Source organism: Mycobacterium sp. RTGN5 (assembly GCF_033804465.1).
Lineage (GTDB): Bacteria > Actinomycetota > Actinomycetes > Mycobacteriales > Mycobacteriaceae > Mycobacterium.
This window is the reverse complement of record NZ_JAPZLA010000002.1, coordinates 335,276-355,553: the sequence shown is the minus strand read 5'-3', so window position 1 is coordinate 355,553 and position 20,278 is coordinate 335,276. Positions and strand designations below refer to the sequence as shown.

Sequence of the window (20,278 nt, the reverse complement as noted above, 5' to 3'; positions counted from 1 at the left end):
GGGATGGTCCATGGCCAGCGCGCACCTTGTCGCTGCTGGTGGGTTGTAGTAGCGTCCGGACATGTGTCTGATCCGGTAGCTCTGGAATCGACGCGACGCCGGTTGACAGCAAAGCAGGCCGCTACGGTCGACCGCTTGGGCCGCGCCGCGGTCGACGTGCTGAGCCGAGAAGGATTCTCTGGTCTGACGATCCGGATGGTGGCCGCCGAGGCGGGGGTAGGCGCAGCAACCGCCTACACCTATTTCTCGTCCAAGGAACATCTGGTCGCCGAAGTGTTCTGGCGCCGGCTGGCCTCGACGCCGGTCCCACCCGACGATTCGCCCGACCCGATCGAGCGCGTGGTGGCGGTGCTCAGGCACATCGCACTACTGGTCGCCGATGAGCCCGAACTTGCCGGCGCCGTGACGACCGCCCTGCTGGGCAAGGATCCCGACGTCGAACACCTGCGCTTCCGTATCGGCCGCGACATCCATCAGCGGCTGACCTCTGCCCTTGGTACGCAATGCGATTCGAACGTCGTTGAGTCTCTTGAACAGCTCTATGCCGGCGCGTTGGTGCGGGCCGGCATGGGATATGCGTCGTACACCGAGATCGCCACGAGGCTGGAGGCCTCGGCCCGTCTGCTGCTGACCTGACGTTTCAATCCACATTGGCCAGCCTGCTGTTGCTGGGCGCGGTCGGGTTTGACCACGTAGTCAGTAGGGAACTCCGCCGCCATGTTGATTCGCAGAGTTGCCCGACCCATGTTGGCGGCGGTATTCATCGGCCAGGGTTTCGAAGCGTTGAGAAGCCCGAAGCCGGCCGCCGAAGCCGCCCGGCCCGCTCTCGAAGGTTTGCAGAAGCTGCCCGACCCGGTCGGCTCCAGCGTCCCGAGCGACCCGGAGACATTCGCGAGGATCACTGCGGCGGTCCAGATCGGCGGCGGGCTGCTGCTCGCGTCCGGACGACTGCCCCGGCTTGCCTCGGCGGCGTTGGCGGGCACGGTGATTCCGGCCAACCTCGGCGCGCACATGTTCTGGGACGAGCCCGACCAACAGCTCAAGGCCGAGAAGCGCCGCGCGTTCCTGACCGATCTCAGCCTGCTCGGCGGGCTGATCATCGCCTCGGCCGACACCGCAGGCAAACCGTCATTGGGCTGGCGTGGACGCCGTGCGGCGCGCAAGGTCAGCGATGCTGTCTCGGCCGGGCTGCCGGGATCGAGCCATGGCCTGCTGGACAGCGATCTGCTGGACAAGGTGGGCCCGAAGGTCGGCCACGGTCTGCAGGTCGGCGCGGAACGCGGCCGCGAACTGGCGGTGGCTGCCGGTGAGCGCACCGCCCCGCTGCTGGAGACCGCCCGCAAGCGCGGGGCCGAATTCGCCGAGATCGCCCGCGAACGAGGGGCGGAGCTGGCCGAGGTGGCCCGCGAGCGCGGCGCCGAGTTCGCCGACGTGGCCCGCGAGCGCGGGGCGGAATTCGCCGACGTCGCCCGCGAGCGCGGCGTCGAATTCGCCGACGTAGCCAGGGATCAAGGCGGCGAATTGGTCGATACCACGCGTGCCCGCGCGAAGAAGGCCAACAAGCAAGCCAAGAAACAGGCCAAGAAGTTAGCCAAGTACTGACCTTTCGGATCGCGCCGCGGTGAAGCCGCTGCCGGGTCCGGCCGCCAGGGTAGATTGGCCGGACTGACGTCAGCGGGAGGAGCGATCTATGACCACGGGTGACTACGACCCAAACGCGTACGGTCCGCCCGGAGGTAATCCCCCTCCGCCGCCGGGTCCGCCCGGTTATCCGCCACCACCGCCAGGTCCGGCCGGTGGCTACCCGCCTCCGCCCCCGCCAGGTCCGGCCGGCGGTTATCCCCCGCCACCTCCTGGTGCGCCCGGTTATCCCCCGCCACAGCCGTACGGCCAGCCGGGGTACGGCGGCTACCCGCCGCCGGTACCGACCGGTGGCCAGCCCGGCGGACTGGGGGTGCGCTTCGGCGCACGTCTGATCGACGGGATCCTCGTTGCGATCGTGGCGTTCCTGCTAGCCCTTGTTCTCAACGCGACGAGCAATATCCTTGTCACAGGCCTGTTTTCGGGTCTGCTGACGTTCATCTACTTCGTCGCATTCGAGGTGACGCTTGGCGCGACGCCGGCCAAGAAGATACTGGGTCTCAGTGTCCACGGCCCCGGCGGCGCACCCAAGCCGACGCTGCAGCAGTCAGCAATCCGCAACTCGTTCACACTGCTGTCGGTCATTCCCTGGCTGGGTAGCCTGCTGGCGCTGATCGCCTACATCATCATCGCGGTGACGATCAACAACAGCCCGACCAAGCAGGGCAAGCACGACGAACTGGCCGGCGGCACACAGGTCGTCAAAGGGTAAGCGCTGCGCTCAGATCACGAGACTGAGCAGCAGCACGACGGCCAGACCTGTGACCGACAAGACCGTCTCCATCAGTGACCAGGTCTTGATGGTCTGACCCACGCTGATCCGGAAATACTGGTTGACCAACCAGAATCCGGCGTCGTTGACATGGGAGAAGAACAGCGACCCGGCCCCGACGGCAAGCACGACCAGCGACACCTGGCCGCTGCTGAGGCCATCCACCAACTGGAGCACCAGTGCCGAGGCGGTGATGGTGGCCACCGTCGCGGAGCCGGTCGCCAGCCGGATCAACACGGCGAGCACCCAGGCCAGCAGGATCACCGAGATGTTCGCGCTCTTGGCCCAATCGGCCAGCAGCGTGCCGATCCCGCTGTCGACGAGGACCTGCTTGAAGCCGCCGCCCGCGGCGACGATCAGGATGATGCCTGCCACAGGAGGCAGGCCCGACTCGACGCATTTCATCACCGCGGCCCGGGACATGCCGGAACCGCCGCCAAGGGTGAAGATGCCGACGATGACCGCGATCAGCAGCGCCACCAGCGGCGTACCGAGGACGTCGAAAGTGATTCGGAACCATTGATTCTCGTCGTCGATGAAGATATCGACGAGCGCCTTGCCGAGCATCAGCACGACGGGCAGCAGCACGCTGAACATCGTCACCCCGAACGACGGCCGGCGAGCTCCACGATCCTGGTCCGGAAGCACTTCGCCTTCAGGTCCCAGCGCGGCCGAACCGGACCCGAACGTGTCGGGCGCCTCGACGACGACCCAGCGCCCGGCCAGTTTGCCGAACAACGGTCCGGCCACGATGATCGTCGGAATCGCCACCGCCACACCGAGAGCCAGCGTCAAGCCCAGGTCGGCGTGCAGCAAACTGATCGCGGTCAGCGGCCCCGGGTGCGGCGGCACGAAACCGTGCATTGCGGAAAGTCCCGCCAGTGCCGGGATTCCGACCGTGATCAGCGAGAGCTGCGAGCGCCGCGAGACCAGGTAGATGACCGGCATCAGCAGGACCAGACCGATCTCGAAGAACATCGGGAGGCCGATGATGGCGCCCACCAGTGCCATCGCCCATGGCAGGGCCCGCGGCGAGGCGTGCCCGACGATAGTGTCGACAATCTCGTCAGCGCCACCCGAATCGGCGAGGAGCTTGGCGAACATCGCGCCCAGTGCGATCAGGATGCCGACTCCGGCGGCGGTGGTGCCGAAGCCGTCGGAGAACGACTTCAGCACTTTCTCCAGGTTCTCGCCGGCGACGATACCCACGGTCAAGGCGCCAAAGATCAACGCCAGGAACGGGTGCAGATGCGCCAGCGTGATCAGAAGGACGATCACCGCGATGCCCGCGAGGAACGCCAGGATCAGCTGCCAACCGGGAGCTACCGGTGTCGCTAACTTGGGCGCTTCGGCCAGCAGGGTGGCGTTCAGGTTCATCGGCGTCCTTCTCCTTCAACCCGGGTTACGTAGGTGTCGACGATCGCATCGATGCTCTGGTCGACATCGATGCTGATTCCGTGTTCGTCGGTGTCGAGGGGTTCGAGGGTGTCGAACTGCGAGGTGAGCAACGCCGCGGGCATGAAATGACCGGGCCTGCTTGCCTGCCGGCGGGCGATGACGTCCTCGGTTCCGCTCAGGTGCAGGAACCTGACATCGGCACAGTGTTGCCCGAGCTGGTCGCGGTACTTGCGTTTGAGTGCCGAGCAGCTCATCACACCACCGTCGCGGTGGTCGGCGAGCCACGCACCGATGGCCTCCAGCCACGGGTAGCGGTCGTCGTCATCCAATGCGTGGCCGTCGGTCATCTTGGCGATATTGGCCGGCGGGTGGAAGTCGTCGGCGTCGGCGAAGGGGACGCGTAACCGCTGGGCGAGCGCTGCGCCGACGGTCGATTTCCCCGAGCCGGACACCCCCATGACGACGATGGGTGAGGCCATGCCTGCGTCTACCCTGCTGTGGGCCATGCCACACAGCATTCCTCAATGATCATACTTTTGCAACACTCTGACGTAATGGATCGGTTTTTTAAACCGCCTGCCATGCCTATGACAGGATGTATCCGTGACATCGGAGCCAATGGTGAGCGAACTGCACAGCAATGTGCTGACCGCGCTCGGCGAGGCGATCGTCTCCGGGCGTTACCAACCCGGCCAGGTGCTGACGCTCGACGGTGTCAGTGCCGACCACGGCGTGTCCCGTTCGGTGGCCCGCGAGGCCATCCGGGTGCTGGAGTCGATGCGGATGGTCGCTCCCCGCCGGCGGGTGGGCATCACGATCCAACCAGCGGTCAAGTGGAACGTGTTCGACCCCAGGGTGATTCGCTGGCGACTGGACGCCGGCGATCGTGCCGTGCAACTCATGTCGTTATCGGAGTTGCGGCGCGGTTTCGAGCCCGCGGCTGCCGCATTGGCCGCGCGCCGTGCCGACCCGCATCAGTGTCGAATCATGGCGGCCGCGGTATCGGACATGGTGGTCCATGGTCGCTCGGGCGATTTGGATGCATACCTGTTGGCGGACAAAGTCTTTCATCGGACACTGTTGGAGGCCAGTGGCAATGAGATGTTCCGTGCGCTCAACGACGTGGTGGCCGAGGTGCTCGCCGGGCGAACCCATCACGGCATGATGCCGACCCGGCCCAACCCGGCTGCGATCGCGCTGCACGACGAGGTGGCGCGGGCGGTCCGATTACGCGACGAGGCCGGCGCCGAACGCGCCATGCGCGCGATCATCGACGAAGCGGCGGCCGCCCTGGCCGAGGACCTATCCCCGCGGCCGACCTGACCTCACTCGGCAGGCTTGTAGTTGAAGTCGATCCGGTCACCATTGACAGCGGTAACGGTCAACGCGAAGTCCTGGGTCTCCGAGCCGGCCACCACCGTGCAGGTGACGGAGTTGCCCACCTTGCCCTCCAAGTCACCGGTGCAGTTCGCGGAATCCGGGCGGCTACCCAGCTGCGTCGCAAGCTGATCCAGCAGCGAGCTCTCGACCTGAGCCTTCTCCAGTATCGGCAGCACGTTGAAGTACAGCATCAGACCCTCGACCTTGGTGACGACGGCAGTGCGCTTGGTCGTGACGCCGCTGACCGTGACGTCACAGTGGGTCTCGGTGCCCTCCTTGCCGTCCAGGCCGCTCTCACAGTTGACCGAGTCGACCGCGACATTGGCGGACTTGGCCAGGAGACCGGATACGCCCTTCTCCAGTTGCGTCTTCGACAGCGCCGGCGTCATGTCGTAGCTGACCGTGGTGCCCTCGACCTTGGTGACGGTGATGACGGGTTCGAAACTGTTGTCGCTGCTGAGCACCACCTCGCAGCGGGTGGTCTTGCCGACCTCGCCTTTGAGGTCGTCCTTACACGTCACCGTCTGCGGCTTCTCCCCGGCCTTTTCCAGCCGCTGCGAGATGTCTTTCTCGAGGTCGGTTTTCGACACCGAGACGCCGGTGCTGACGTTAAACGAGCAACCGGCCAGCACCGCGCCGGCTAGGGCCGCCGCCGTCAATGCGGCACCGAGCCGCGGGAGCCCCGTTGTCGAAAGCATCATGACCTCCCAGAATGTGCCGGCGCTGCGGGTTCCCGCACTCCGCGTGCAAGATACCAAGGGACCTTCGCCACCAGGGGTTCATCGGTGATGGTTCACTACGAGAGTGAGCAGAACACCTGAGCTGGCGCGCCGCTTCTTCGACCGCTATGAACCGGTTCACGGCATCACCTACTTCGCGCCCGGCGTGCGAACCGTGTTGGACGCCATGGGATTCGTCGGGTTCTGGCGCGGGTACTTTGCCGGCCGTGCCGCACCGCTGGGCCCGGTGCCGGGCGACGTGGTCACCGCGGTGTTCTACAACTTCTCCGCCGAGCGGGTACACAAGGCGGTGCCCGGGATCTGGGATATCGCCACGCCGGCCGACATGGTCCAGGTGCGGCTGGACACCGCAGTGGCCGCACTGCGTGGCTACGGGCTGAGCGACGAGACACCGGGTCTGGCCGAGGCCGCTGAACTCGCGGCCCTGGCAGCCCGCACCGCACCGCCGGATGGCCGGCCACTGTTCGCGGCGAACCTGGCACTCCCCTGGCCCGAGACCCCACTGGCAAGCCTCTGGCACGCGACGACGCTGCTGCGCGAGCACCGCGGCGACGGCCACGTGGCGATTCTGGTGGGCGAGGGCATCAACGGCCGTGAGTCCAATGTCTTCCACGTCGCCGCCGGCGCGGTACCGGCCGATTTCATCAAGCGCACCCGTGACTATTCCGACGACGAATGGGATTCATGCGTGCAGTCCCTCGGCGAACGTGGATTGCTCACGCCAGCAGGCACTCTCACACCTGCCGGGCGGACGCTGAAGGATCACATCGAACTGCGCACCGACACCATTGCGTTGAGCGCGTTGAGCGCCTTGGACGACGCAGCGGTGGAGCGCTTGTTCCAGTCGCTCACGCCGATCACGCGACAGGTCATCGCCGGTGGCGACCTCCCCGTGGCCACCCCGATGGCCTTGCGTCGCAACGAACTCGACGACAACTCCGCGCGGCTGTAACCGGAGAACCTCAGAGGTTGCGGTTCCACTCCACCCAGCCGACGCCAGTTCTGCCGTCGGCGGTCTCGACGGAGACCCAGGCCCGCGGGAACAAGCTGATCTGACCCTCAGGTCCGATCAGCCGAACGGGTGCGTGGCCGCGGATGTCGACGGTCGTCTGAATCGGGCCCGGCTCGTAGACAATGCTGGTGGTCACCGGTAAGTGGTCATCGGCGAATGTCGCCTCGGCGGTGACGGCCGTGGTCTCGGTGACAGCCTCGCCGGAGCGCTGCTCGTAGCCGACGCTGATCGGACCCATGCCCGGGATGCGGAGGTCCACACCGTGGAGGTGTGTCCCGTCCTCGAGGTGCAGCGCGCTCCACACCCAGTCCATGCTCCACCAGTCACGGACACCATAGGAGTGGTCCCGCTGGCCCGGGACCGCCTCGAACTCGTAGACACGCCCGGCGATCGTGACGCTTCCGGTGATGGTGCACGGGATTTCGTAACGCGTGGTGATGCGGTACGCGTACGGGATGCCCACCGACGTCCAGGTCAGGTCCATCTCCAGGTCCACCGGCCGGCCCGGCTCGTCGAGCAACAGATCCGACGGATCGTCGTATTCCTGTGCGGTACCGCGAACTTCGACGCGATAGGACTGCAGCGGAGTGATCGCACCGTGGCGCAGTTCGGCGCCGTCGGCCTTGGCGACCGCGGGATCGGCGGGCAGCGGCGCCTCGAAATTCACCAGCGCGACGGTCGGCATGTCCGGGCCGCACACCAGGGCGTTGATCCACGCGACGTTCTGATTGGGCACCAGGCCGAGCCGGATCCAGCCGCCGACACCTTGCGATGGGTCGGCAAAATCCCAGTACCAGCTCTCGTTCCAGAGCGGTTCGTCACCCGGCTCATGCGCTCCCTCGTCGGCCGGGTCGGGTGTCAGCGCCTGCGGAACCTCTCCCTCGGGCAAGATGTCGAGCGCACCGGTGTCGAGCACGTGAGTGGTGTGCCGGTCGAGCATGGTCAAGAACATCTGATCGCCACGGTCGGTGCGCTCGACGAGCATCGACGAGACCACCGCCATCATCACGCCGGCGAAGCTCTGGTGCCGCACCCCGTCGCGCACATCGTCGAGAGTCACCGGCGAATCAGGGCCAAGCCCTTGGTGATACGCGCGCAAGAGCTCGTCGTAGTGAGTGCGACGGTCCTCGATGGCGACCGCACAGCCGATGAAATAGGCGACATCGGTCATCGCCGGGCCCCACGTCACGGTCTGCCAGTCCACCACGGTGAGGTCGCGCCGGGACCCGGGGCGGCCGAACAGCATGTTGTCCAGCCGGTAGTCGCCGTGCACCAGGCCCTTGATTCGGTCGGACTCCGACTCGGCGGCCAGGTAGGCGTCGAAACTCGCCACCAGTCGTTCACACACCAGCCGCTGATCCGGGGTCATCGAATCGCCATAGCGGTCAGCGAAGCCGGCATAGAGCTGACCGACCAAGGCCTGGTTCAGCGGTGCCGCACGGGTGAGCCACTCCGCATCGGCCAGGCTCTCGCTACCGATCACCGGGGCGTGCAAGCGGCCCAGCGCGGTCAGCGCCAGCACCGCGTCATCGATTGTGGCACCACGGATTTCATCGCCGACCTCGGCGGGCACGGCATCGTCGAGCAACAGCGCGAAAATGCCCGTCTCGGGGTCGTACGCGGTGTGATAGCACTCGGCGACCGGGCCGCCCAGGCGTGGCGCCACGTCCGAGTAGAACTTCACCTCCCGCTCGTAGAGCCCCAGTGCGAGACCGGTCTGCCTGCTCATCGGATCGGTGGCAGCGACCTTGAGGACCACCGAGTCGGGACCGCCGGTGCCGTCGCCGTAGGTCAGTCCGATCCGATAACACTCGCTCATCTGGCCGGTACCGATGCGGTCGACGGTGAATCCGGTCACCGGAACCCCGAGGGCCGCGGCCAGCCAATCTGCGGTCAGGTCACTCGGGCGCTCGATGACGATGTCGTTGGTCTGCACGCGACCAACCTAAGTCAGATCGGCGGCCGGACGAAAGGTTTTCCAGCCATTTCTTGACGGGTGTCAATTGAGCCTGGTCAGGCTAGCGGCTGGCGAGCGAAAAGCCTTCCCACGCCGTGCGGCGAAGGGCGTTCGGGTCATGTTCGACCCGGGTCCGCCGATCGAACACCAGCACCGGGCGTTCCGGATCGGTGTAGCGCGGCCAGTCGTCGCCCGGCACGCCGGTGCGGCTGAAACTGCGCCAGCGGGTCTGCACGTCGCGGCTGACCCTCAGCGCCGAGCGCCGGTCCATGGCCGCGGTCAGCGCCGACCCGAATCGGGTGCGGTAGATGTCGAAAACGGCCAGCAGCTCGGTCGCGTGGGTGGCGCCGAGGCCTGACCAGTGCAGGGTCCGCGGGGCGTAGTCGTAGCGATATACGTAGGTCGGCGCGTGGAGACTGTGCGCCTCGGCGATCTGCCAGGCGGCCGTCCCGAAAGCGAAGTCACCGCCGAGCGCGACGCAGGCCGCCGGCCGTGGGTAGCCCGGGTAAGCGGCGGTGATCCGTTCTCGCGCTTGCGGATCGGCAGTCGACAGCAGCCGTTCGATCGCGGGCTCGGTGGTCGGCAGCAGCTTCATGAATCGGGTGAACAGCTTTCCCTCGTCGGCGTTGGTGCCGACGATCAGCGGTACCTTGTGCGCGGCGCCCCTGCGCATCGCGGCGACCGGGTCGTCGGGCAGGACGTCGTCACCGAAGGTCGGGCCAAGGGAAAACGCGCCATCCATATCGTCCAGGCTGCGGACAAGCAGGGTGTCGAGCGCGTCGACGAGGTCCCTGGGCCGGGCCCGCATCACCGTTTCGGCGCCGTCGTCGGCACCGGCCCCGAGCAGGGCGGCGAACTTTCCGGCGATCTTGGCGGCCGTCTCCGGGCCACTGACCAATCCCGAGGCCGGGCTTTCGGAAATGGCTTGGGCGAAAAGCCCTTCGGCGTCCGGTACGGCCAGCAAGGTCGCGACCGCGTGCGCGCCCGCGCTCTCGCCGAAGATCGTCACATTGCCGGGGTCACCGCCGAAGGCGCCGACGTTGTCGCGCACCCAACGCAGGGCCATGACGAGGTCGCGCAGGAACAGGTTGCTGTCGATCGGGGTGTCTGGCGTCGACAGCGCCGAGAGATCCACGCAGCCCAGCGCGCCAAGCCGATAGTTCACCGACACATAGACGCAGCCACGGCGGGCCAGCGCGGCGCCGTCATACAGCGGGGTGGCCGAGCTGCCCATCAGGTAGCCGCCGCCGTGGATGAAGAACATGACCGGCAGCGGCTCGTGATCCGGCTCGGCACCCGCCCACTGCGGGGTGACGACGTTGAGCGTCAGGCAGTCCTCGCCCATCGGCTGGTACTTGCCCACGCCCAACATCGTGTAGCGCCGCTGCTGAGGGGCACAGTTGGCGAAACCATGGCAGTACCGGACGCCGCGCCAGGGCTGAGGGGGCTGCGGCGCGCGGAACCGCAGGGCCGCGACCGGAGGGCGGGCGTAGGGAATCGAACGCCACCTGTTCACCCCGTTTCGGGTGAAGCCCTCGACGACGCCGCTGCCGGTGGTGGCGCGGACGGTGTGTTCGTGCATCACACGACGGTAGCGAACATCTGCCCGCTCGACGTGCCTGACAAGCGGGACGTCTCGGTGCCGCTAGCCTGTCGTGATGCGGATTGCCGTATTGCTCAGCGCGTTGCTGCTGGTCGCGGGCTGCTCCGGGGCCACAGGCGGCCAGGCGAAGCAGACCCAACTGACCCCGATCACCCAGTCGCGCGCGAGCACGTCAGCGTCGTCGACGCCGCCCGCGACCTCGTCGACACCGGCGCCGGCGGGCGGAGTGCCGATCGCGGAGGCGATCAAGTGGATCGAAGGAGGGCCTCCGATCGATGCCGCTCAGTACCACATTGCGTTGCGCGGCTCGGTCACGACCGATCTCGGCGATGACATCGCGTTCACGACGCCGGTCGGCACGACCTGCATGACCGATGCCAAGCACGGTTCCCCGGCGCTGGCCTGCTTGGTGGAGTTCACCAATCCTCCGCCGCGGCCGCAGGATGTCTACGGCCAGTGGAAGGGCGGCTGGGTCGACTTCGACGGTGGCAGCGTTCAGGTCGGTTCGGCGCACGGCGACCCGGGGCGCTTCGCGAACGGGCAGGGCCGCGAATTGCCCTTGGACACTTCACTGTCGTTCGGTGACTATCGGTGCCGAACCGATGCGAGCGCGTTGTTCTGCGTGAACTACGCCAAGCAATCAGCGGTGCGGTTGTCCGCCGACGGCGTCGACGCCTACGCCTGCGCGCGTTCGGTGACGCCGCCGCCGGGAATCGGTATCCAGTACATCTGCTAGGCAGGCTCCCGCAGCGGAAGGCCGGCGGCGCGGTAGATGGCGTCGATGACCGCCATGTTCTCGATGGCGTCTTGCGGTGGCGTCTTCACCGGCCCCTTGCGCAGCACCGCGGCCGCGAAAGCATCGAGCTGGTAGGCGTAGGACGTGCGGCGGCCGAATCGTTCGGCTCGCCTAGCGCCGTTGGCGCGCACCGAGAGCCAGTGTCCCAGTTGCGGCATCGGCGGATTGATCGCGTGCAGGTGTCCGCGCTCGCCGATCACCCGGGCGCTCATCCTCAGCACGTCCGACGACCAGATCGAACAATGGACTCCACCGGTGTGACCGCTGGGGAATCGCAGCTCCGCGGTCATGGCGCGGTCGATTCGCGGGTCATGCAGTTTCGCCTGTGCCGAAACGACTTCCGGCGGCTCCCCACCGAACGTCCGGGCCATGTGCACCGTATAACAACCGGCATCCATCATCGCTCCCCCGCCCAGTGCGTAGTCGTAGCGGATATCGGAGAACTTGGGCAGCGGATAGCACAGGGTGGCTTCCACCCGAGTCAGAGTGCCCAGCTCCCCCGAGGCGATGATCTCCTCGATCCGCAATGTCAGCGGGTGATAGCGATAATGGAAGGCCTCCATCACGACCAGTCCCGATTCTTCTGCCAGCGCAGCGATTTCGCGAGCCTCGGCTGCGTTGGCCGTCAGCGGCTTCTCACACAGCACGTGCTTGCCGGCAGCCAACGCCGCCCGTGTCCAGCGGCCGTGCAGCGCGTTCGGCAGCGGGTTGTAAATGGCATCGATATCGGGGTTGGCGAGCAGCGCCTCGTAGCTGTCGTGCACCGTGGCAATGCCGTGTTTTTTGGCAAAGGCCCGCGCACGCTGAGGATTACGCGCCGCGACCGCACCGACGACCACCTCGGTGTTCTGTTTGGCGGGATTGATCAGGGCCATCGGCGCGATGTGCGCCGCGCCCAATATCCCTATCCGCACACCCGAGGTCTCGGTTCCCGTCATGGGGTGGACTCTATGGCGTGGACCTAGTGCGTGTGCGCGGGGTAGGCATGCACGACGGCGGTGTCCAGTTTAGGGATGGCGTGGGTGAGCGCGTGCTCGGCGTGATGAGCCAGGTCGTGCGCCTGACGAAGGCTCAGCTGCGGGTCGACGTCGAGTTCGACGTCAGCATCGAGCCGTAGTCCTACCCAACGCATCCGAACACGTTGCACACCAAGGACTCCTGGTTGGTCACCCAGCGTGTGGTACGCGACGTCGACCAGCTCGGGATCGACGCTGTCGAGCAGCCGCGCGAACACGTCACGCGCCGCGACGACCATCACGAACAGGATCGCCGCGGCGATGAGCAGGCCGATGATCGGGTCGGCCGCCGGAAAGCCAAGTGCCACTCCGATTGCCCCGAGCACCACGGCCAACGAGGTCAAACCGTCTGCACGGGCATGCATCCCGTCGGCACGCAGCGCCGCCGACCCGATCCGCTTGCCGACCCGCATCCGGTACACGGCGACGATCTCGTTGCCGATGAATCCCGCAAGTCCGGCTGCGGCCACCCAGCCGAGGTGCGACATCGGTGCAGGGTGGATCAGCCGGTCGATGGCCTGAACCGCGGCGACCACAGCAGAGACGGCGATGGCGCCGACGACGAACAAACCGGCCAGGTCTTCGGCACGGCCAAGACCGTAGGTGTAGCGACGTGACGCACTGCGCCGGCTCAGCGAGAAGGCGATCCAGAGCGGGATCGCGGTCAGCGCGTCGGAGAAATTGTGGATCGTATCGGCCAGCAGCGCAACGGATCCCGATACGACGACGATCGCCACCTGGATCGTCGCGGTGATGCCGAGTGCGAGCAGGCTGATCTTGACGGCCCGGATGCCTGCCGCGCTGTCACGCAGCGCATCGTCGACGCGGCCGGCATGGTCGTGGCTGTGATCGTGCGCGTGACCCATCAGGCGCTCCCCCGGGCCGACAGTTCGCGGACACCGCGATGATGGGCGGGAGTCCCGCCGGCGGCATGCTCGGCGTTGTAGACCGCATCGGCGACGAGTTGGCGGACGTGATCGTTCTCTAGCCGATAGAAGACCTGGGTGCCCTCGCGGCGGGTGCGCACCAGCCGGGCCATCCTTAGCTTGGCCAGGTGCTGAGACACCGACGGCGGTGGCTTGCCAACGCATTCGGCGAGATCGTTGACGCTGAGTTCGCCGTCGATCAGCGCCCAGAGCAGCTGCACGCGGGTGGCGTCGGCCAGCATCCGGAAGACCTCCACGACCAGAAGAGCGTGGTCGTCAGCCAGCTGCTTATCTGCATTCATACGCAGATAATAGCGGAGGTTACGAACGCGCTGCATTCGGGAGCAGATAAATTCGCTTGCTGATATACAGTTACGCTGCGCTCAGCGGTTTCACAGCGCATTGACAGCGTCGTAGCAGGGTGGACTGCAAAGGGGATGCCGGGGTGGGCAAACATCGGCCGAATGGCCAGATGCGGGCGTCGAGGGGTCGGGGCGAGGAGCCGCGTCGGCCATTGCGCGACCCGTACAAGTGGCTCGGTGCGGGTGCGGTCACTTTGGGGTTGGGGGTGGCGCTGGCCGGCGGGACCGGAGTCGCTCACGCGGAGGATTCCCCTAGCTCCAGAGGTTCAGCCAGCAATGCAGGTCCAGGCGATACCCACCGCGGGAAAGCGTCGGAGCCCGGCGGCGGTGCTTCCCGCCGAGGCGCCGGAGTAGTGAGCGCACCAGCCGAACCAAGGCCGAATCCTCTTGGGAAACATAGGGATTCCTACTTTGCCGCCCGCACCACAAGGTCATCTGAACCCTCGACGGGTGGTCCGACGCAGAGGCTCGCTTCGAGACAGTCGACATTCGCGCCCAGTGCCGCCGAGTCCGTTCAGGCTCTGACCGAGCACGCGACCCTGACCGTGGTTGCTCCGTCAGGTGTGCAGACGATGGATCCTCAACCCGCCCCCAACCCCGCGGCACCCAAGCAGGCGTCAGCGTTGTTGGTGCTGGCGGCATCCGTGCGGCAGTCCGCGCACAGCGCCCGTACCCCGACGACATTGGCGACCAGCACCGTGGTCGGCAATCCCATCACCGTCGGCGACGAACCATCCAGCGTGGCGGTCAACCCAGACGGCAAACGCGTCTACGTCACGAATCGGGCCGACGGCACCGTCTCGGTGATCGACACGACCACCAACACTGTCGTCGGTGATCCAATCGCTGTGGGCGACGAACCATCCGGTGTGGCAGTCAGCCCAGACGGCAAACGCGTCTACGTCACGAATTGGGGCGACGGCACGGTCTCGGTGATCAACGCGACCACCAACACCGTGGTCGGCGAACCCATCGCCGTCGGCTACGCTCCCGCCGGTTTGGGAGTCAGCCCAGATGGCACACGCGTCTACGTCGCGAATTGGGGCAGCGACACGGTCTCGGTGATCGACGCGACCACCAACACTGTCGTCGGTGATCCAATCGCTGTGGGCGACTATCCCTTCGGTGTGGCGGTGAGCCCAGATGGCGGGCGCATCTACGTCACGTCGATGGGTGGCGATGGCCTTTCGGTGGTCGACACGGGCACCAGCATGATGGTGGAAAGTTACGGCAACCCCGCTGGTCGCGGTGTGGCAGTCAGCCCGGACGGTAAACGCGTGTACGTCACGGTTTTGGGTGCCCGCCACGTGATGGTGATCGACCCGACCGCCCGCACCGTGGTGGCGTATTTCCCGGTTGGTTACGAACCGTCCGGTGTGGCCGTCAGCACGGATGGCAGCCGCGTCTACGTTGCGAATACCGGCGACGGCACGGTTTCCGTGATCGACACGGCGACCGGCGCGGTGCTCGGTGATCCCATCGCCGTCGGGCGCGGACCGTTCGGTGTGGTGGTCAACCCGGGTGACGGTCGTGTGTACGTCGCAAATTGGGACGACGACACGGTTTCGGTGATCGATACCGGGGCGTCCGGGCTTCCTTTGATGACGTATGAATCGGCAAATCCCTTCATTACCAAGCTCAATGCCATTCTCAAAGGCCAATCGCTCAAGACGCTCATCACCAACCTGTCGGACCTGTCGAGCATTCTCGGGGTGAAGACGCTATCGACGGTGATCAACTTTCTTGGCGCCGTCGTCTCCGGGTACAACGTGGATGTCTGGGACTTGGCACTGTCGGGGCTAGAAGGGGCCGGAAACACGATCATGGCAGCAGCAGCCAAGGGCGGTAATCCGCTGCTGTATCTCGTGGGTGCGGCGGTAACCACGTCGTCCTATACCGTCAATCTCGCTGCGCACACCGACTGGAGTGACCCCGACGGAACGTTGAGATACGCGGCCACCCACCCTGGGGAAACACTGGTGGAAACCGTCAAGGCCGGGATGACGGTTTTCGGTCACCTCGGTGCGGCCGTGGTCGGGTCGGTCGGCGGGGTGTTCGGCATCTTCAGGTAGCCAGACCGAGGTCCGCACAGAGTGACTCAGGCGGCGAGTACTCCCTTGGCGCGCAAGATCGGGAAGACGCCCTCGGCGAACCAGTAGGCCTCTTCCAGGTGCGGATAGCCGGACAGGATGAACTCGTCGAACCCGACCGAGTGGTACTCATAGATCAAGTTGGCGACCTCTTCGTGGCTGCCGACCAACGCGGTACCGGCTCCCCCGCGGACCAGGCCGACGCCGGCCCACAGGTTCGGATAGATCTCCAGCTTGTCGATGCGCCCGCCGTGCAGCGCGGTCATCCGGCGCTGCCCCTCGGACTCCGAACTGGCATGCAACTTGGTGGCCTGTTCGATCTGCTCCGGGGACAGCTCGTTCACCAGCTCCTGGGCCACCGCCCACGCAGCCTCCGACGTGTCGCGGGTGATCGTGTGCAGCCGGATGCCGAAGCGCAGGTTGCGACCACGCGCCTCGGCCAGCTTGCGTACCTCGTTGATCTTGGCCGCCGCCGCCTGCGGTGGCTCACCCCAGGTCAGATAGACATCGCTATACTCTGCTGCGATGGGCAGTGCCGCGGGCGACGAGCCGCCAAAGTAGAACGCCGGCAACGGGTTCGGCGGCTCGGATACCCGACCGTCGCGAACCTTGTAATGCTCTCCGTCGAAGTCGAACGACTCCTGGCTCCACACCGATTTGACGATCTCCAGGAACTCGCCGGTACGCGCATAGCGCTCGTCGTGACCGAGCCAGTCGCCGAATCGTTGCTGCTCGACGTCGTCGCCGCCGCTGACGATATTGAGCAGCAGTCGGCCATCGGAGAACCGCTGCAGCGTCGCGGCCTGCTGTGCGGCCAGGGTCGGCGGCACGAGGCCGGGCCGAAACGCCACCAGGAACTTCAGTCGCTCGGTCTCGGCCAACAGCGACGCAGCCGTCAACCAGGCGTCCTCGCACCATGTTCCGGTCGGCGTCAGCACCCCTTCGAAGCCGAGCCGGTCAGCGGCCCTGGCCACCTCCGCCAGATACCGCCGGGTCGGTGCGCGGTACCCGTCCGGAATCGTGTGGTGCGCCGACGCGTGCGACGCGCCAACGATCGACCGGCTGTCACCGTTGGTGGGCAGGAACCAAAAGAACTTTGCAGGCAAGTCGCCCTCCTTAGTTGGCGCTGATGAGAACGGGCTCGAGCACGCCGGCATAGCGACGGTCCACCCATTTCGAGAAATCAGGCGCGGACTGGATCTGACCCGACTTGGCGAACAGATCCGCAATCTTCTGTTCCGACGCTATCACTTCGTCGCTCAGGGCCGTCGCCAACCGCAGGCTCCTGCCCTGCGATACCTCGGCGGCCTTCGGATCCAATCCCACTGCGGCAGCGTATTTTTCGGCCCACTCCTGCGGGTGATCCTGAGCCCACTTACCAGCCTTCGCGAACCTGACCACCAGGTCGGCCAATGCGCTGTTGCGCTTCGGATCGGCCAGCGCCGCATCCGAGGCCACCCCGAACCAGTACCCGTTGGTCACCCCCTTGGCCTGGGCGATGCTCCGGACCTTCAGCTGCTGCTCGGCCTGCGCGGTGAAGGGATCCCAGATCGCCCACGCGTCGCCCTGGCCGGCCTGGAACGCCGAAAACGCGTCGGCGGGTTGCAGGAACACCAGTTTCACATCGGCAGGGGTCAGGCCCGCCTTGTCCAGTTGCCCAAGCACGTTGCCGTGCGCCGAACTGCCCTTGCCCACCAGGATGCTCTTGCCGCGCAGGTCGCTCACCGAGGTGATCGGCGAATCCGCGGGCACCAGAATCTGATCACCAATGCCACCACCGTTGTAGGCGGAGACCACTTTCACCTTCGCGTTCGACGCGGCGCCGAAGATCGGCGGGGTATTGCCGGTGATGGCGAAATCGATCTTGCCCGCCGTCGCCGCCTCGATCTGCGGCGGCCCGGAAGTGAAGGTGGAGAACACGATCTGGTACGGCAGATTGTCCAGCGCGCCGGCGGCACGCAGCAGGGACTCCGTGCCACCCTTCTGATCACCGACCTGCAGGACCAGACCGGACAGGTCGGACAGCGGCACCGTCGAGGGCGCCTGTGACGCACCGGTGTTCTGCTGGCGCGACACGCAACCCGTCAGCAGCAGGCCTACTACGGCCAGCGCGACCAATAAGCGGCGAAATACCCTGAGATTCAACCTTGCTCCTGTCAGAGATGAACTCCGAGTTGCTGAAGCAACTCGGTCCGGTGGTTGTCCGTCGCGGTCGACGAGCTGCCCGGCGGCCGCCGCGAATCGGTGATGTCCGTCTGGTACACGACTTCGCCGGCGTCCAAGACCAGCACCCGATCGGCCAGTGCGACAGCTTCATTGACGTCGTGGGTGACCAGAAGGACGCCGAAGCGGTGGTGGCGCCACAGCTCGAGCAGCAGCGCGTGCATGCTGAGCCGGGTGAGCGCGTCCAACGCGCCGAAGGGCTCGTCCAGCAGCAGCAGCTGCGGCTCGCCCACCAAAGCCCGCGCGAGCGAAACCCGTTGCGCCTGACCACCGGACAGCGTCAGCGGCCAGGAGTCGGCACGTTCGGCCAGCCCGACATCAGCCAGTGCCTGCTCGGCCCGGGCCGTCACCTCAGCGCGGGATAAACGTGACCGGGTCAGCCCGTATCCGACGTTGGTCCGCACCGTGCGCCAGGGGAACAGCCGCGGCTCCTGAAAGGCCAGCGCGGGCGCACCGGCGACCAGCCGCTCGCCCGAGTGCTCGCGCGACAACCCGGCCAGCACGCGCAGCACCGTGGACTTCCCGGATCCGCTGCGCCCCACCAGTGCAACGATCTCGCCGGCGCCAACGGTCAGCGAGACGTCCTTCAGCACGTGCTGCTCGCCGTACCACTTGTCGATGTGTCGAAGCTCGCCGGCCACCCCGGTTGTGCGCTCGGATGTCACGGTCATGCCCGATACCTCAATGCTCGACGTTCCAGTGCGCGGACAACGGCGTCGGTCGTGATGCCAAGCAACGCATAGACGATCAGGCCGAAGATGATGATGTCGATGCGCAGGAAGTCACGAGCGTTGTTGATCAGGTAGCCGATGCCCTTGTCGGCGTTGATCTGCTCGGCGACGATCAACGTCAGCCAGGCGATCGCCAGTGATTGGCGGAAGCCCACCAGCACCTGCGGGGCCGCGCTGGGCAGGATGATGTGAGTGAACCGCTGACGGAACGAGAAGCCAAGCACGTCAGCGGTTTCGAATAGCTTCGGGTCGACCTGCCGGATCGCCGAGAATGTGTTGAGGTACAACGGGAAGCTGACGCCGAGGGCCACCAACAACACCTTGGGCAGCTCGCCGATACCGAACCACAGGATGAACAGCGGGATCAGACCCAAGTGCGGCAACGCTCGCAGCATCTGCATGGGTGGGTCGACGGTCGCCTCGGTCCATCGCGACAAGCCCACCGCCGTGCCCAGCCCGATCCCGATCACCCCGCCCAACAGCAGCCCCTGCACCACCCGCACGCCGGAGACGTGCAGGGCGTCGACAAGCTGACCGTTGCGGATGAGCTCGAGCCCGGCCTCGGCGATAAGCGAGGGCGCGGGCAGGACATCCTGGGATATCAGCCCCACTGCGCTGCCCACCTGCCACAGCACCAGCAAGATCACCGGCGAGGCCCACCGCACGATCGCCCACGTCCGCTGCTGTCGCCGCTGCACCGGCGCGCGGGTGCCTACCGGAAGGACCGGCGTGGCGGGCGTGGTCACGATGTGGAGTCCCCTGGGTGGCACGTGGGTGGCTGGCGATGGGCATGCGACACCGCACTGTTGTCGCGTCCATCGACCCTAGGAACGAGACGCCAAGCAGTTAAGGGTTTGAGTCGCGGTGACCAAAAGAAGGCCCGCCCAGGACCAGGTCCCGGGCGGGCCCATCGGCCGACGCCGGCCTCAGCCCAACCGGGTGTCCCCGTTGACCAGGGTCGCCGTCACGGGGACGCCGTTGACGGTCGAGCGCCACGTGCCGAACTCCAGCGGCGGAGCAGCCTGCAACAGCCGGGACAGGCGCCGTTGCCGCACCTGGTCGCGGAACTGCTGCTCATTGGCCTGGACCAGGTCGGCGGTATCGGAATCGTTCGACTTCTTGAACTGCACACCGGTGATGGTGTTATCGGGGCGGACCACCCAGGAGGCACGCACACCATTGGCCGCGACGGTGTACATCCCCGACGGCGACGGCACCGAGGCCGCGGTGAAGGCGTAGTTGACCTCGCCGATGTTCAGCTGCCCCACAACGGCGGTTCCGTTGAACGACGCCTTCAGCGTGTCCTGGTACTTCGAGGTGATGTCCAGCGAGCCGTCCTTCTGGGTGCCGAAGAACCACGCCTCGTCCTTGCTGCCGTCGCAGGCGTAGGCGGCGATCTTGTCGCCCTCGACCGCGACCCCGATGGTCATTGTCTGACCGTCGGCCATCGGCATGTCGGCGATGTAGTGCGCGGACTTGGGGAAGTCCTTGACGACCGCAGCGCTCGACGAGGGTGTCGGGGAGTTCGCGGTGGTGCCGGACCCGCCGGAGCAGGCGGTGACGGTGCCCAGGGCGACCGCCGCAACAACGCCGGCCAACAGGGTGCGTACGTGTTTTCTCATGTCACCAGC

The 20,278-nt window shown here is 66.3% G+C and carries 20 protein-coding genes; 7 read left to right on the top strand and 13 right to left on the bottom strand.

The features are described 5' to 3' along the window. The first annotated feature begins 63 nt into the window (after nucleotides 1–63). The 3 genes from SLQ31_RS14300 to SLQ31_RS14290 all read left to right on the top strand — a co-directional run bounded on the left by SLQ31_RS14300 (nucleotide 64) and on the right by SLQ31_RS14290 (nucleotide 2,353). A complete protein-coding gene (locus SLQ31_RS14300; RefSeq protein WP_319433644.1) occupies nucleotides 64–636 on the top strand; it encodes a TetR family transcriptional regulator in 573 nt (190 codons plus the stop codon). Between the two features lie 81 nt (nucleotides 637–717). Then, complete coding sequence (locus tag SLQ31_RS14295; protein ID WP_319433642.1) at nucleotides 718–1,602, top strand: DoxX family protein; 885 nt, start codon at nucleotides 718–720, stop codon at nucleotides 1,600–1,602. An 88-nt stretch (nucleotides 1,603–1,690) separates the two neighbouring features. Further along, nucleotides 1,691–2,353 (top strand): RDD family protein, encoded by a 663-nt coding sequence (locus SLQ31_RS14290; RefSeq protein WP_319433640.1) that lies wholly within the window; start codon nucleotides 1,691–1,693, stop codon nucleotides 2,351–2,353. Between the two features lie 9 nt (nucleotides 2,354–2,362). Here the strand turns inward: SLQ31_RS14290 and SLQ31_RS14285 are convergent, their stop codons facing one another. Next, complete coding sequence (locus SLQ31_RS14285) at nucleotides 2,363–3,790, bottom strand: gluconate:H+ symporter (RefSeq protein WP_319433638.1); 1,428 nt, start codon at nucleotides 3,788–3,790, stop codon at nucleotides 2,363–2,365. Further along, nucleotides 3,787–4,290: a gluconokinase gene (locus SLQ31_RS14280; protein WP_319434652.1), complete on the bottom strand. Its 504-nt coding sequence runs from the start codon at nucleotides 4,288–4,290 to the stop codon at nucleotides 3,787–3,789. The genes SLQ31_RS14285 and SLQ31_RS14280 overlap by 4 nt, the downstream gene beginning before the upstream one ends. A 139-nt stretch (nucleotides 4,291–4,429) precedes the next feature. Here SLQ31_RS14280 and SLQ31_RS14275 point away from each other — a divergent pair, with 139 nt between their 5' ends. Continuing rightward, nucleotides 4,430–5,134, top strand: coding sequence for a FadR/GntR family transcriptional regulator (locus SLQ31_RS14275; protein ID WP_413642294.1), 705 nt, complete (start codon nucleotides 4,430–4,432; stop codon nucleotides 5,132–5,134). Between the two features lie 2 nt (nucleotides 5,135–5,136). On the opposite strand, the gene SLQ31_RS14270 is transcribed toward SLQ31_RS14275, so the two are convergent. Further along, nucleotides 5,137–5,889: a DUF4333 domain-containing protein gene (locus SLQ31_RS14270; protein ID WP_319433634.1), complete on the bottom strand. Its 753-nt coding sequence runs from the start codon at nucleotides 5,887–5,889 to the stop codon at nucleotides 5,137–5,139. Between the two features lie 106 nt (nucleotides 5,890–5,995). Between SLQ31_RS14270 and SLQ31_RS14265 the strand changes: the two genes are divergently transcribed. Next, nucleotides 5,996–6,883 carry an SCO6745 family protein gene (locus SLQ31_RS14265; protein ID WP_319433632.1) on the top strand — a complete coding sequence of 296 codons (888 nt, stop codon included), beginning with the start codon at nucleotides 5,996–5,998 and terminating at the stop codon, nucleotides 6,881–6,883. Nucleotides 6,884–6,893: 10 nt separating this feature from the next. On the opposite strand, the gene SLQ31_RS14260 is transcribed toward SLQ31_RS14265, so the two are convergent. Together SLQ31_RS14260 and SLQ31_RS14255 are read right to left on the bottom strand one after the other, a co-directional pair. After that, the gene (locus SLQ31_RS14260; RefSeq protein WP_319433630.1) at nucleotides 6,894–8,879 is read right to left on the bottom strand and encodes a phosphotransferase; all 1,986 of its coding nucleotides are present in this window, start codon (nucleotides 8,877–8,879) and stop codon (nucleotides 6,894–6,896) included. An 82-nt stretch (nucleotides 8,880–8,961) separates the two neighbouring features. Further along, the gene (locus SLQ31_RS14255) at nucleotides 8,962–10,482 is read right to left on the bottom strand and encodes a carboxylesterase/lipase family protein (RefSeq protein WP_319433628.1); all 1,521 of its coding nucleotides are present in this window, start codon (nucleotides 10,480–10,482) and stop codon (nucleotides 8,962–8,964) included. A gap of 76 nt (nucleotides 10,483–10,558) precedes the next feature. On the opposite strand from SLQ31_RS14255, the gene SLQ31_RS14250 reads away from it, so the two are divergent. Further along, the gene (locus SLQ31_RS14250) at nucleotides 10,559–11,239 is read left to right on the top strand and encodes a hypothetical protein (RefSeq protein ID WP_319433626.1); all 681 of its coding nucleotides are present in this window, start codon (nucleotides 10,559–10,561) and stop codon (nucleotides 11,237–11,239) included. Here the strand turns inward: SLQ31_RS14250 and SLQ31_RS14245 are convergent. Genes SLQ31_RS14245 through SLQ31_RS14235 form a run of 3 tightly spaced genes read right to left on the bottom strand, consistent with a single transcriptional unit; the run spans nucleotide 11,236 to nucleotide 13,543 of the window. Continuing rightward, nucleotides 11,236–12,237 (bottom strand): Gfo/Idh/MocA family oxidoreductase, encoded by a 1,002-nt coding sequence (locus tag SLQ31_RS14245; protein WP_319433624.1) that lies wholly within the window; start codon nucleotides 12,235–12,237, stop codon nucleotides 11,236–11,238. The genes SLQ31_RS14250 and SLQ31_RS14245 overlap by 4 nt on opposite strands. A gap of 23 nt (nucleotides 12,238–12,260) precedes the next feature. Beyond that, complete coding sequence (locus SLQ31_RS14240; RefSeq protein WP_319433622.1) at nucleotides 12,261–13,181, bottom strand: cation diffusion facilitator family transporter; 921 nt, start codon at nucleotides 13,179–13,181, stop codon at nucleotides 12,261–12,263. Then, nucleotides 13,181–13,543 carry a metalloregulator ArsR/SmtB family transcription factor gene (locus SLQ31_RS14235; protein ID WP_319433620.1) on the bottom strand — a complete coding sequence of 121 codons (363 nt, stop codon included), beginning with the start codon at nucleotides 13,541–13,543 and terminating at the stop codon, nucleotides 13,181–13,183. The genes SLQ31_RS14240 and SLQ31_RS14235 overlap by 1 nt, the downstream gene beginning before the upstream one ends. A 632-nt stretch (nucleotides 13,544–14,175) precedes the next feature. Here SLQ31_RS14235 and SLQ31_RS14230 point away from each other — a divergent pair. Next, the gene (locus SLQ31_RS14230; RefSeq protein WP_319433618.1) at nucleotides 14,176–15,675 is read left to right on the top strand and encodes a YncE family protein; all 1,500 of its coding nucleotides are present in this window, start codon (nucleotides 14,176–14,178) and stop codon (nucleotides 15,673–15,675) included. Between the two features lie 26 nt (nucleotides 15,676–15,701). Here SLQ31_RS14230 and SLQ31_RS14225 read toward each other — a convergent pair whose 3' ends face one another. The 5 genes from SLQ31_RS14225 to SLQ31_RS14205 form a co-directional block, all read right to left on the bottom strand. Further along, entirely contained in the window at nucleotides 15,702–16,799 is a 1,098-nt protein-coding gene (locus tag SLQ31_RS14225) for an LLM class flavin-dependent oxidoreductase (protein WP_319433616.1), read from the bottom strand. A gap of 10 nt (nucleotides 16,800–16,809) precedes the next feature. Then, complete coding sequence (locus tag SLQ31_RS14220; RefSeq protein ID WP_319433614.1) at nucleotides 16,810–17,838, bottom strand: ABC transporter substrate-binding protein; 1,029 nt, start codon at nucleotides 17,836–17,838, stop codon at nucleotides 16,810–16,812. A gap of 11 nt (nucleotides 17,839–17,849) precedes the next feature. Continuing rightward, nucleotides 17,850–18,587, bottom strand: a complete 738-nt coding sequence (locus SLQ31_RS14215) for an ABC transporter ATP-binding protein (protein ID WP_319433612.1) — start codon at nucleotides 18,585–18,587, stop codon at nucleotides 17,850–17,852. Then, the gene (locus SLQ31_RS14210) at nucleotides 18,584–19,393 is read right to left on the bottom strand and encodes an ABC transporter permease (RefSeq protein ID WP_413642097.1); all 810 of its coding nucleotides are present in this window, start codon (nucleotides 19,391–19,393) and stop codon (nucleotides 18,584–18,586) included. The genes SLQ31_RS14215 and SLQ31_RS14210 overlap by 4 nt, the downstream gene beginning before the upstream one ends. Nucleotides 19,394–19,573: 180 nt before the next feature. Continuing rightward, a complete protein-coding gene (locus tag SLQ31_RS14205; protein ID WP_319433610.1) occupies nucleotides 19,574–20,269 on the bottom strand; it encodes a hypothetical protein in 696 nt (231 codons plus the stop codon). Nucleotides 20,270–20,278 lie beyond the last annotated feature (9 nt).